Consider the following 12,236-nt stretch of genomic DNA (forward strand, 5'->3'; position numbering starts at 1 on the left):
TACTCCCTCACACCGTCGAGTTGAAGGCCCACTTGAACCACTGCGAGGTCGAGCGCAGCGGTCCCATCTTCCGGCAGAAGCCGCGTCTCGCCAGGTCGTCGGCGATCTCCTGGGCCGCGATCTGCAACCCGAGGAAGGTGTCCACGCCGGGGAAGTAACCGCCGAGCGTGGCCGAGCCCGACGCGTAGAGCGCGCCGTCGCCGTTCCTGGTGCCCTTCACCTCGAAGTGCCGCTCCACCTCCAGCCGCCCGACCGGGTTGCGGTAGGCGCCGCTGTACTGCAGCAGGTCGGCGAAGACCCGGTGCTCGGCGATGTCGGCCTCAAGACCGGTGCAGTCGATGATGTAGTCGGCGACCGGCTGCCGGATCGTGCCGTCCTTGCTGCGCACATGGCTGATCAGGCGGCCGTCCTGGGCCGGCTCCACCTTCTCCACGGTGCCCTGCACTGCGTGGTAGTAGCCGCCGTTGCGCCCGGCCCGCATCTGCTCCTGCCAGCGCCGCCGCTTGGGCGTGTTGGTGCCGCCCATGTCCTTGTACTTCTGGGCGCGGGCGGGGCCTTCGAGCTTGCGCATCTCGGCCTTGAGCTGGCCGCCCCACACCGACTTGGGATAGTTGAACCCCTGGTAGGCCCAGCCGTCGCCGCCCCTGCGGCGCATCCAGATGTGCGGCCCGTGGGAGCCGGAGACGAAGGTGCGGAAGATGTGCACGATCTGCGTCTGCAGGTTGAGCTTCTCCCGGTCGTCGAACAGCCGCTGGAGCACCCGGGAGGCGACGATGCCGCCGCCGCGGATGACCACCGTGCCGGGACGGGTCTTGAGGAACTCGTAGACCTGCTCGTGCGGCTCGTAGGCGTTCACGACATGCTGGTAATCGCCATATTTCTGGCGAAACTCCTGCAAATCGGGCAGGAACTTCAGGCCGGGATAGCCGACGGCGATGTGCACGAAACGGGAGCGGAAGATGATGCGCTTGGTGGGCGCCGCGCCCTCAGGCGGGGTGACCACGGTGAAATAGCCGCCGCCGACCCTTTTACGCACCATCCGGACCTGGCCCTTGACCAGCATGTCCCAGTAGCTGATGCGCTTGGCCTCGCGCTCCAGGTTGGCGAACACCGTGCCGGCCCTCGGCGTCCAGTAGTCGTTGAGGATCGGCTCGGTGAGGATCTGCCACAGGAAGGCGGGATTCTTCTCCTTCCACGCCTCCTCCAGCGCGTAGGAGGGGAAACCCCACAGGTTGTCCGGCCGGGAGGAGGAGTCCGAGCGGATGCGCTCGGGCCGGGGGATCTGCGAGCAGCGGGTGAGGAACTCGTAGGTCTGCCAGGGGTAGTCGATGTTGGAGACCACGCGCATCTGCGACGTGGGCACCCCGTAGATGCGCAGGTAGTCGAGGGTCACGAAGGAGCCGATGCCGCCCCCTGCGGTGAGGAAGGGGATGTCGTGCATGGGTATGCCGGCGGCGGCCACCATTTGGTCGGTCCACTCAGGCGTACCGAGCAGCTCTGGTGTGAGGTCACCGGTCATGGCCGGTCTCTGGGGGGTAGCCAATGGTCAGTCCCTAAGGTACATGGCCAACCTTCGCGGTTGGTCAAAACATTAGTCCCGGTGCGCTGGGAAAACGAGTAGGACAAAAGGGTGCGATTTTCCCCCCGCACCCCGGGCCCGTGTCCCTGGCACTACCGATCAGACGTCTCAAGAAGGGTAATGGTTCGCGTCACACCCCGCTGAAGACGCGATTGACGTCCGCGGTGACGAGGACGCCGTAGACCTCCCCGCCGCGCTCGACGAGAAGGTACTCACCCGCGGGGGTCTCCCGCATCGCGTCGATCAGCGCCTCGCCGGACAGCTCCGCCCCGAGCACCAGGGAGGGCTCCAGGGTGCGGGCCAGCGAACCCACCGTGACCCACGGTCTGCGCTGCTCCGGGGTCGCCTCCACGGCCGCCTCGTTGACGATCGCGATCGGCCGGCCGTCGTGGTCGACGACCACGATCGCGCCCGCCTGCGCCTCCGCCGCGCGGCGCAGCGCCTCGGCGAGCGGCACCTCGGAGGTGACCGGGATGGCGCGGCGCGCCAGGGTGCGCGCGTTCACCTGCGGGATGCGGGCGCGGACCCGCGCGGTGCGCAGCGACTGGGTGGCGCCGAACCAGATGAACCCGGCCAGCAGCACCGACCAGATCACGAAGAACATGCCGGGCGCCTGGCCGCTGGTCAGCGACAGCGCGAAGGGCGCGATGACCAGCACGACCGCGAGGCCCCTGCCCACCCAGGCGGCGGCGATCGTGCCCGCCCCGGAGTCGCGGGTCGCCTTCCACACCCCGGCGCGCAGCATCCGCCCGCCGTCCAGCGGCAGGCCCGGCAGCAGGTTGAACACGCCGACGATCAGGTTGGCCACCCAAAGCTGCCAGGTGAGCACGCCCAGGATGCCGTCGTCGGGGACGACGAACACGTCGAGCAGGAACCCGGCCGCGGCGAGCCCCAGGGACAGCAGGGGGCCCGCGAAGGCGACCATGAACTCCTTGCCCGGCGAGTCGGGCTCGCGCTCGATCTCCGACACGCCGCCGAGCAGGTAGAGCGTGATCCTGCGGACCGGCAGGCCGTACGCCTTGGCGACCACGCAGTGGGCCAGCTCGTGCAGCAGCACCGACACGTAGAGCAGCACGGCGAAGGCGAAGGCCACGGCGTAGCTGGCCACCTCGCCGAGGCCGGGCAGGCTGCTCTGCACGCTGTCCTTGTAGGTGACCGTGATGATCGCCGCGACGATGAACCAGGTCGGCGAGACGTAGACGGGGATGCCGAAGGGCCGGCCCATCCGCAGGCCGGGGGAATCCTGACGTGGGCTCTCGCTGCTCACTTGCCTCGCTCCGCCTTCTGCCGCGTCCGCTCTCCTGACCTTGATGCTACGCGCCCGCGGCCCCGCCCACCGCCGCCGCGCCACGCGAAGTGTCGGCCGGGTGGCCTACAGTTCCTTGCATGGCGAAGCGAACCGGGCAGGGCGGGCGGCGGACCGGGCGGGCTGGGCAGGGCGCGGGCGGCGGCCGGTGAGCGCGGTGGCCGAGCCCGCGATCATCGGGGCGCTGTCCCCCTCCCGGGCGGGCGACTTCATGACCTGTCCCCTGCTCTACCGCTTCCGGGTGATCGACCAGCTTCCCGAGCGGCCCGCCCCCGCCGCCGTGCGCGGCACGGTCGTGCACTCGGTGCTGGAGCGGCTCTACGACCTGCCCGCCGCCGAGCGCACCGTGCAGGCGGCGCTGGGCCTGCTGGAGCCGCAGTGGCACCGGCTGCTCGACGCCGAGCCCGACTACGCGGGCATGTTCGCCGACGACGACGAGCAGGCCCGCTGGCTCGACCAGGCGCGCACGATGCTGGAGCGCTACTTCGCGCTGGAGGACCCGCGCCGCCTGGAGCCCGCCGAGCGCGAGCTCTACGTCGAGGCCGTGCTGGACAGCGGGCTGATGCTGCGCGGCTACATCGACCGGCTCGACGTCGCGCCCACCGGCGACGTCCGCGTGGTGGACTACAAGACCGGCAGCGCGCCCGGCCCCGACTTCGAGGGCAAGGCGCTGTTCCAGATGAAGTTCTACGCGCTGGTGCTGTGGCGGCTGCGCGGCGCGGTGCCGCGCCTGCTCCAGCTCATGTACCTCGGCAACGGCGAGGTGCTGCGCTACGCGCCGGACGAGGCCGACCTGCTGGCCACCGAGCGCAAGGTGTGGGCCCTGTGGCAGGCGATCGAGCGCTCCCTGACCACCGGCGAGTGGCGGGCCAGGCGCAGCCGCCTGTGCGACTGGTGCGACCACCAGGCGCACTGCCCGGAGTTCGGCGGCACTCCCCCGCCGCTCCCCGCCCGGCGCCCGGGTGACACGACGGCGGGCGGCAGGCGGCGCAGGGCGGCCACCGACGAGCTGTGACCGGCGCGCCTCATCCGTGAGGAGGAGGCGCGCATCCACCTTGAGCAGGGTGGCCTTCCGAGGCGACCGCCTACATTGAAGGCGTGCGCACCACCCACGGCGGCCCCGCCTCCTGGCTCCGCGGCCACCCGCTGATCCCCGACTCGCTCGTCGCGGGGATCCTGGCCGTCGTCGCCGTCCCGCTGGCCTTCACCGGGTTCCCGTGGTCGTTCGTCGAGCTGCCCGGCCACACGGTGCTCCCCGGGCCGCCGAGCCCGCTCGCCCTGGCGCTGATCGCGCTGGCCTGCCTGTCCCTCGCCCTGCGCCGCCGCCGGCCGTTCACGATGCTGTGCGTCACCGAGGCCGCGCACACCGCCCTGGTGGCCCTGCACCAGACCACCTCGCTGGCCGGGGTCGCCCTGCTCGTCATGGTCTACACGGTGGCCGCGCACCGGGGCCTCGCGCTCAGCCTGGCGGCACTGGCCGTCCACGTGCCGGCCTCCCTGCTGGCGCTGCTGCTGGGCGCGCCGGTGGCCGGTCTCACCCTCCAGGTGCTCACCGCCGTCGTCACGGTGACCGTCTGGGTCGCCGGCCGCAGCGTACGGCTGCGCCACGCCTACCTCGGGGAGCTGCGGGACCGGGCGGCCCGGCTGGAGCGGGCCAGGGAGGCCGACACCCGCGCGGCCCGCGCCGAGGAGCGTTCCCGGATCGCCCGCGAGCTGCACGACGTCGTGGCCCACCACGTGAGCGTGATGACGGTGCAGGCCGCGGCGGCGCGGCGGATCCTGACCAGCAACCCGGCGGGGGCGCAGGAGGCTCTGTCGGCGATCGAGGAGACCGGGCGCACCGCGATGTCGGAGATGAGGCACCTCGTCGGCGTGCTGCGTACCGAGGACCGGGCGGGCCCGGCCGAGCGCGGACCTCAGCCGGGCGTGCGCGACCTGCCCGCCCTGGTGGACCAGATGCGCGAGGCCGGGCTGGTGGCCCAGTTGTGGATCGAGGGTGAGCGGGCCGTCCTGCCGCCGGGGATCGACCTGGCCGCCTACCGGCTCGTGCAGGAGGCGCTGACGAACACGCTGCGGCACGCGGGGCCCGCCGCGCGGGCCTGGGTGACCCTGCGCCACGAGCCCGGCGAGCTGACCGTGCACATAGAGGACGACGGGCGCGGGGCCGGCGCCCCGGAGCCGGCGTCCGAGCCGGGGCGCGAGCGCAGAGGGCACGGTCTGATGGGGATCCGCGAGCGCGTGGCACTCTATGGTGGAGTCCTCAGGATCGGCCCGCGGCCCGGGGGCGGGTTCGAGGTGAAGGCCCGCTTCCCCCTCAAGGACTGACACATGACGATCAGGGTGCTGCTGGTGGACGACCAGCCTCTGCTGCGTACCGGTTTCCGGCTCATCCTGGAGGCGGAGCCGGACGTGACGGTGGTGGGCGAGGCCGGGGACGGGCAGGCCGCCCAGGAGCAGTCCAGGGCGTTGCTGCCCGACGTGGTGCTGATGGACGTCCGGATGCCGGGGGTCGACGGCATCGAGGCGACCCGCAGGATCGTGCGGGACGCCGCGTTCGGCGCGCACGTGCCCAGGGTGCTGGTGCTCACCACGTTCGACCTCGACGAGTACATCGTGGAGGCGCTGCGCGCCGGGGCGAGCGGCTTCCTGCTGAAGGACGTGCCGCCGGAGGAGCTGGTGCAGGCGATCAAGGTGGTCGCGGCCGGGGACGCGATCGTCGCGCCGAGCGTCACCCGCCGGCTGCTGGACAGGTTCGCCGCCCACCTGCCCCCGGCGCACGAGCAGGCGCCGCCGGCCCGGCTGGACCGGCTCACCGAGCGCGAGCTGGAGGTGCTGCGGCTGATCGCGCGCGGCATGTCGAACGCGGAGATCGCCGCCCAGCTCGTGGTGAGCGAGACGACGGTGAAGACGCACGTGGGCAACGTGCTGACCAAGCTGACGCTGCGGGACCGGGTGCAGGCCGTGGTGCTGGCCTACGAGACGGGCCTGATCACGCCGGGCGCCACGCCCGACCGCCGCTCGCCGGGCGACCGGGGCGCCGCCCGCTGACCTCGTGGTCCCGCGGGCGGCGGCCGTCGCCGGGCGGCCTCGCGGCCTGGGCCGGGGCGGGCGTCAGACGGCGGCGTCCGCCTTCTGCGCCGGGGCGTTCTCCGGGAAGTGGCAGGCCACCTTGTGCCCGGTGGCCAGCTCGACCAGCGGCGGCTCCTGCTGCTTGCACACCTCCTGCGCCTTCCAGCACCGGGTGTGGAAACGGCAGGCGGGCGGCGGGTTCAGCGGGCTGGGCACGTCGCCGGTGAGCCGGATCCGATCCCGTCCCGCGCGGCCCTTCGGGTCGGGGATGGGCACGGCCGACAGCAGCGCGTTGGTGTACGGGTGCATCGGCGCGCCGTACAGGCTCTTGCGGTCGGCGATCTCCACCACCTTGCCGAGGTACATCACGGCGACCCGGTCGGAGATGTGCCGCACCACGGACAGGTCGTGCGCGATGACGACGTAGGTGAGGTTCAGCTCGTTCTGCAGGTCTTCCAGCAGGTTGACGACCTGCGCCTGGATCGAGACGTCGAGCGCGGACACCGGCTCGTCGGCGATGATCAGCTTCGGCTTGAGCGCGAGGGTGCGCGCGATGCCGATGCGCTGCCGCTGGCCGCCGGAGAACTCGTGCGGGTAGCGGTTGTAGTGCTCCGGGTTGAGGCCGACCAGCGCGAGGATCTCCTGGACGGCCTTCTTCACGCCGTGCTCGGTCTCGATGCCCTGGATCCGGAACGGCGCCCCCACGATCGTGCCCACCGTGTGCCGGGGGTTCAGCGACGAGTAGGGGTCCTGGAAGATCATCTGCATGTCCCTGCGCAGGGGACGCAGATGGCCCTGCGACATGTGCGTGATGTCCCGGCCCTCGAAGGCCACCGAGCCGCCCGTGGGTTCGAGCAGCCGGGTGATCAGGCGGCCGGTCGTCGTCTTGCCGCAGCCGGACTCGCCGACCAGGCCGAGCGTCTCACCGGGGTAGACGTCGAAGGTGACGCCGTCGACCGCCTTGACCGCTCCGACCTGGCGCTGGAGCAGCCCTTTGGTCACCGGGAAGTGTTTCTGCAGGTCCCGTACCGACAGCAGCGGCTCACCCTGCCGCGCCGCGCCCTCCCCCGGCGCGGCTGCGGACCCGGGCGCGTCGCTGACCGGCGCGGTGTCCTTGGGCGTGGTCACGTGGTCTCCAGCATCGGTTTGACGTCGTTCTCCCAGATGGCCCGCCGCTCCTCGCGCGGCAGGTGACAGCGGACGAGATGCCCGCCCTCGGTCTCCAGCAGCCCCGGCACCTCGGTGCTCGCCCTGCCCTCGGTGCGCTCCTCGTAGGGGCAGCGGGGGTGGAAGGCGCAGCCGGGCGGGACGTTGATCAGCGACGGCGGGCTGCCCTTGATCGGCAGCAGCCGCTCGGTCGGCGCTCGGTCCAGCCGGGGCATGGATCCCAGCAGGCCCCAGGTGTAGGGGTGCTCGGGACGGTAGAAGACGTCGTCGGCCGTGCCGTACTCGATGCACTTGCCGCCGTACATCACGAGGATGTCGTCGGACAGCTCGGCGACCACGCCGAGGTCGTGCGTGATGATGATCAGCGCGGAGTCGAACTCGCGCTGCAGGTCGCGCATGAGGTCCAGGATCTGCGCCTGGACGGTCACGTCCAGCGCCGTGGTGGGCTCGTCGGCGATCAGCAGCTCCGGGTCGCAGGAGAGCGCCATGGCGATCATCGCGCGCTGCCGCATGCCGCCGGAGAACTCGTGCGGGTAGTTGTCCACCCGCTGGGCCGGCTCGGGGATGCCCACCCGGCCGAGCATGTCGATCGCGTGCCGGCGGGCCGCCGCCTTGCTCACCTGGTTGTGGATCCGGTAGGCCTCCACGATCTGGTGGCCCACGGTGTAGTACGGGTGCATCGCCGACAGCGGGTCCTGGAAGATCATCGCCATCTTCTTGCCGCGCAGCTTGCGCACGGCGTCGGCGGACGCCGAGACGAGCTCCTCCCCGTCCAGCCAGATCTCCCCGGAGATCCTGGCGTGGCCGCCCTTGTGCAGGCCGAGGATGCCGAGGCTGGTCACGCTCTTGCCCGAGCCCGACTCGCCCACGATGCCCAGGGTCTTGCCCCGCTCCAGGGTGAAGGAGAGCCCGTCGACCGCCCGGACCAGGCCGTCGTCGGTCGGGAAGTGGATGGACAGGTCCCGTACGGCGAGGTGTCCCGCCGAGCCTCCGTTGCCGACGCTCACGAAAGCCTCACCCTCGGGTCCACGACCGCGTACAGCAGGTCCACGATCAGGTTGGCCACGACGACGAAGACCGCGGCCAGCAGGGTGACTCCCATCACCTTGGGCAGGTCGTTGTTGGTGATCGCGTCGATGGCGTACTTGCCGAGGCCGTTCAGCGAGAACGTGCTCTCGGTCAGCACGGCCCCGCCCAGGAGCAGGCCGAAGTCGAGGCCGAAGATGGTGACGATCGGCGTCAGGGCGCCGCGCAGGCCGTGTTTGACCACGACGGTGCGTTCGGGCAGGCCCTTCGCGCGCGCGGTGCGGACGTAGTCCTCGTTCATCGTCTCCAGCATGCCCGCGCGGGTGAGCCGCGCGTAGCCCGCGGCGAACAGGAACGCCAGCGTGATCCACGGCAGGATCAGGCTGTAGGCCCACTGCGCCGGATTGACGGTGAAGTCGACGTAGGTGCCTCCGGGCGCCGTCAGGCCCAGGCTGTAACTGAAGAAGACCAGCGAGATCATGCCGGTGAAGAAGACCGGCAGCGAGACGCCGGCCAGGGCGATGCCCATGGCCGCCCGGTCGAAGAAGCTGCCGCGTCTCAGCGCCGACACGACGCCGGCGGCGACTCCGGCGAACACCCAGATCGCCGCCGCGCCCACCGCCAGGGAGAGCGTCACCCTCGACCGGTCCACCAGGTCGGGCCAGACCGGCTGCTGGGTGATGTAGGAATATCCGAAACAGGGCGCCGGGCACTGTTCGATGCTCGCGCCCGTGTCGAACTCCGACCCCGCCACCAGGCCCTTGACGAAGCGGCCGTACTGGACGACGAGCGGGTCGTTGAAGCCCAGACGATCGGCTATCAGCTTCTGGGTCTCCGCCGTCGCCGTACGGCCGGCGTAACGGCTGGCCAGGCTCTCCGGGGTGGCCCCGGCGAGTCTCGGCACCAGGAAGAAGATCGCGAACGTGACCATGCTCACGATGAGCAGCATGATCACCGCGCCGATCAGGCGCCTGATGATGTATGTGGTCACAGTGCCCGGCCCAGGTGGCCGCCACGGGGTTCGCCCGTGACGGCCACCGCCGCCTTCACCTGCCTATCTGTTGAATCTCGGCTTTACTGGACGCCGAGGCCGACGTAGTCGTACATCTGCTGGGAGTCGCTGACGAACACGTTCGTCAGGCCCTTGCCCCGCATCAGCAGCGACCGAGCGTACACACCGGGCATGGTCACGGCCTCTTCCATGACCCGCTGGTCGACCTGGGACCACAGCTCGGTCCGCTTGGCCGCGTCCGCCTCGCCCTTGATCTGGTCGATCAGCTGGTCGACCTCGGGGATCTTGACGCTCAGGTTGTAGTTACCGGCGTCACGGATCGTCCGGCTGTCCACGATGGCCTGCATGAAGCCGTAGGTCTCGGGATAGTCCGAACCCCAGCCGTTGACGGCCAGGCCGATGTTGTTCTCCTGCACGTAGGCGGGCTTGCCGGCGTAGAGGGAGAAGTAGTCGCCCTGCGGGAAGGGCTTGAGGGTCAGCTTGATGCCGACCTTCGCGAGGGACTGCTGCAGCGCCTCGGCGTACGCCTTCTCCTTGGGCCGCTCGGCGCGGTAGGAGATGTTGGTCTCGAAGCCGTTCGGCTGGCCGCAGGCCTGCAGCGCCGCCTTGGCCTTGGTGACGTCACCCTTGCCCTCGGGGGTGTCGTACAGCGCGATCTGCTTGTAGCCGTCCATGCTCGGCGGGATCATGCCGGTGGCGATGTCACCGCCGGCCAGGGGCCCGCCCCAGGCACGCTGCACCGAGGTGCGGTCGACCGCGAACTGCACGGCCTTGCGGCACTCGATGTTGTCGAACGGCTTGACCTCCGGCGGGATGGAGACGTACCACAGCCGCTGGAGCTGCGGGTTGTCGGTCCGCTCCTTGAGCGCCGGGTCGTTCAGCACGCGGGTGAGCGCGGCCTGGCCCATGCCGACGCCGGAGACCTCGACCTGGAGGTCACCCGAGATGAGCCGGTTGTCGATGTCGTCGGCGTTGACGTTCAGCGCGACCTCGTACCGGTCCGGCAGGGCGGGCCGGTTCGGGTCCGTGGCCGGGTCCCAGTTCGGGTTGCGCTTGAGGCTGAAGGACTTACCGATCTCGTTCGTGTCGAACATGTACGGACCGGTGGACATGACGTGCTCCTGGTACTTCGTACCAGTGTCCTTGTCCTTCGGGACCGGCATCGTCATCGGCATCTGCACGATGTAGTCGAAGGAGCCGAAAGGCTGCTTCAGGTGGAAGACGATGGTCTGGTCGTCGGGCGTCTCGATCGCCGAGCTGATGTCGCGGTCGGGCTCCTTGAAGGCGCCCTTGTAGTCCTTGGGCCAGTTGAGCAGCTCGTTGAGGTAGCTCGGGCCGTGCGGCAGGACTTCCTTGTCGAAGGCGCGCGAGACCGCGTAGGCGACGTCCTTGGACGTCACCGGGGTGCCGTCCTCGTACTTGACGCCCGTCCGCAGCTTGTACGTCCAGGTCTTGTTGTCGTCGCTGGCCTGGCCGAGGCTCTCCGCCAGGTCGGGGACCAGCGTGTTGCCGTCCTTGCCCGGGGCCGACTTGAACATCAGCAGCGCCCGGCCGTACAGCCGGATGAAGTTGAAGGAGTAACCGTAGTAGGTGTCTCCCGGGTCAAGGCTGTCCCACGTGCCGGGGTTGGCCATCTTGACGGTCCCCCCCTTCTTCGTGGAGGGGTTCCAGACCGAGGTCAGCGAGGCGTTGAACGCGTCCTTCGCCCCAGCCGCCGCGGTACCACCACCGGTTCCCGCGGGAGTGCCCCCGCCGCCGCCACAGGCCGTGAGGCCCAAGGCGATGACGGTGCCGATGGCCGTTAAGGCCATTGCCGATCTTCTACTCATTAGTTCGCACCCCTTTGTTGGGATATGAGCCGGGGGTTCATCGTGGACAGAGGGTCAGCGACTACGCGGGTCGAAGGCGTCCCGGAGTCCATCGCCGAACAGGTTGAACGCCAGTACGGTGATGAAGATCGCCATACCGGGGAAGATCGTGAAGTGCGGGATCGTGTAGTACCGCACCGCGTCCGCGAGCATTCCACCCCAGGTGGGGGTGGGCGGCCGTACGCCGACCCCGAGGAAGGACAGCGCCGCCTCGAAGAGGATGTTCGACGGGATCAGCAGCGTCGAGTAGATCAGCACCGGCGCGATCAGGTTCGGCAGCAGTTCGCGGAAGATGATGTACGGGCCGCGCGCGCCCAGGCTGCGGGCCGCGTCGACGAACTCCCGCTCCCGCAGCGACAGGGTCTGGCCGCGGATGATCCGGCCGATGTAGGGCCAGTTGAAGAAGCCGATGATGAAGATCAGCAGCGCGATGCGGAGCGAGTCGCCGGTCAGCCCGAACGCCGACTCGGGGATGGCGCCGACCAGCGCGATGGCGAAGACCAGCAGCGGGAAGGCCAGGAAGACGTCCATGGCACGGCTGATGAGGGTGTCCACCCAGCCGCGGAAGTAGCCCGCGACGACGCCGAGGATCGTGCCGATCAGCACGGAGAGGATGGTCGCCAGGAAGGCGATGAGCAGGGAGATCCGCGCGCCGTAGACGACCCGGCTGAACAGGTCGCGGCCGTTGCTCGGCTCCAGGCCGAACAGGAAGTCGGAGCTCATTCCGCCCCACGCGCCGACCGGGACTCCCGTGTTGGGGTCCACCAGGTCCTCGTGGAACTCGTCCGGCGGATGCCCCAGCCAGGAAACGATGAGCGGCGCCAGAAGGGCCATCACGATCAGCAGGACAACGACTGTGGCGCCCGCCATGGCGACTTTGTCGCGTTTCAGGCGCATCCATGCGATCTGCCCGAGTGAGCGGCCCGCGATGGCTTTACCACTCGCCCCCTCAAGAACGGTCTCCGGCGGGGCCTCCGAGGAGGTGCCGGAAACGTCGAGCGGTGCGGTCATGCTGTGCGCCCCCTGGATCGCAGACAGGTTTCTCCAGGGTGCGGTCACACCCTTCGAACCGGGAAACCGCTTGTACGGCCCCCCGAGGCAGGATGTATGGCCTGAGCTGCGATGACCAGGGTTCGACCGGCGCTGTGGCTCAACTGTGATTCATGCGAAATTCATTCGTATCGATCTTGGAGATATGTCTAGAACACG

10 protein-coding genes are annotated in these 12,236 nt (G+C 69.9%); 3 read left to right on the top strand and 7 right to left on the bottom strand.

Annotated features, from left to right (window positions below; genetic code table 11):
• Nucleotides 1-7 precede the first annotated feature (7 nt).
• Both QSK26_RS16535 and QSK26_RS16540 read right to left on the bottom strand, forming a co-directional pair.
• A complete protein-coding gene (locus QSK26_RS16535) occupies nucleotides 8-1,519 on the bottom strand; it encodes a hypothetical protein (RefSeq protein WP_285776027.1) in 1,512 nt (503 codons plus the stop codon).
• A gap of 190 nt (nucleotides 1,520-1,709) precedes the next feature.
• Nucleotides 1,710-2,804 carry a site-2 protease family protein gene (locus QSK26_RS16540; RefSeq protein WP_285776173.1) on the bottom strand — a complete coding sequence of 365 codons (1,095 nt, stop codon included), beginning with the start codon at nucleotides 2,802-2,804 and terminating at the stop codon, nucleotides 1,710-1,712.
• Between the two features lie 229 nt (nucleotides 2,805-3,033).
• On the opposite strand from QSK26_RS16540, the gene QSK26_RS16545 reads away from it, so the two are divergent.
• The 3 genes from QSK26_RS16545 to QSK26_RS16555 all read left to right on the top strand — a co-directional run bounded on the left by QSK26_RS16545 (nucleotide 3,034) and on the right by QSK26_RS16555 (nucleotide 5,933).
• Entirely contained in the window at nucleotides 3,034-3,900 is an 867-nt protein-coding gene (locus QSK26_RS16545) for a RecB family exonuclease (protein WP_285776028.1), read from the top strand.
• An 83-nt stretch (nucleotides 3,901-3,983) separates the two neighbouring features.
• The gene (locus QSK26_RS16550) at nucleotides 3,984-5,210 is read left to right on the top strand and encodes a sensor histidine kinase (RefSeq protein WP_285776029.1); all 1,227 of its coding nucleotides are present in this window, start codon (nucleotides 3,984-3,986) and stop codon (nucleotides 5,208-5,210) included.
• 3 nt (nucleotides 5,211-5,213) lie between these two features.
• Nucleotides 5,214-5,933, top strand: a complete 720-nt coding sequence (locus tag QSK26_RS16555; protein ID WP_285776030.1) for a response regulator — start codon at nucleotides 5,214-5,216, stop codon at nucleotides 5,931-5,933.
• A gap of 63 nt (nucleotides 5,934-5,996) precedes the next feature.
• Here QSK26_RS16555 and QSK26_RS16560 read toward each other — a convergent pair whose 3' ends face one another.
• The 5 genes from QSK26_RS16560 to QSK26_RS16580 form a co-directional block, all read right to left on the bottom strand.
• Nucleotides 5,997-6,992 carry an ABC transporter ATP-binding protein gene (locus tag QSK26_RS16560; protein WP_285776174.1) on the bottom strand — a complete coding sequence of 332 codons (996 nt, stop codon included), beginning with the start codon at nucleotides 6,990-6,992 and terminating at the stop codon, nucleotides 5,997-5,999.
• An 86-nt stretch (nucleotides 6,993-7,078) separates the two neighbouring features.
• A complete protein-coding gene (locus QSK26_RS16565) occupies nucleotides 7,079-8,128 on the bottom strand; it encodes an ABC transporter ATP-binding protein (protein ID WP_285776031.1) in 1,050 nt (349 codons plus the stop codon).
• Nucleotides 8,125-9,138, bottom strand: coding sequence for an ABC transporter permease (locus tag QSK26_RS16570; RefSeq protein ID WP_285776032.1), 1,014 nt, complete (start codon nucleotides 9,136-9,138; stop codon nucleotides 8,125-8,127). The genes QSK26_RS16565 and QSK26_RS16570 overlap by 4 nt, the downstream gene beginning before the upstream one ends.
• An 83-nt stretch (nucleotides 9,139-9,221) precedes the next feature.
• Entirely contained in the window at nucleotides 9,222-10,970 is a 1,749-nt protein-coding gene (locus QSK26_RS16575; RefSeq protein ID WP_285776033.1) for an ABC transporter substrate-binding protein, read from the bottom strand.
• 72 nt (nucleotides 10,971-11,042) lie between these two features.
• Complete coding sequence (locus QSK26_RS16580; protein ID WP_285776034.1) at nucleotides 11,043-12,038, bottom strand: ABC transporter permease; 996 nt, start codon at nucleotides 12,036-12,038, stop codon at nucleotides 11,043-11,045.
• Between the last annotated feature and the right edge of the window lie 198 nt (nucleotides 12,039-12,236).

This window comes from Microtetraspora sp. NBRC 13810 (assembly GCF_030268685.1).
Lineage (GTDB): Bacteria > Actinomycetota > Actinomycetes > Streptosporangiales > Streptosporangiaceae > BSRQ01.

Bases quoted from the DNA above. Each gene is read 5' to 3' on its own strand.
- QSK26_RS16580 (WP_285776034.1), bottom strand. From the start codon at position 12,038: ATGACCGCACCGCTCGACGTTTCCGGCACCTCCTCGGAGGCCCCGCCG.
- QSK26_RS16555 (WP_285776030.1), top strand. From the start codon at position 5,214: ATGACGATCAGGGTGCTGCTGGTGGACGACCAGCCTCTGCTGCGTACC.
- QSK26_RS16535 (WP_285776027.1), bottom strand. From the start codon at position 1,519: ATGACCGGTGACCTCACACCAGAGCTGCTCGGTACGCCTGAGTGGACC.
- QSK26_RS16575 (WP_285776033.1), bottom strand. From the start codon at position 10,970: ATGGCCTTAACGGCCATCGGCACCGTCATCGCCTTGGGCCTCACGGCC.
- QSK26_RS16540 (WP_285776173.1), bottom strand. From the start codon at position 2,804: ATGGGCCGGCCCTTCGGCATCCCCGTCTACGTCTCGCCGACCTGGTTC.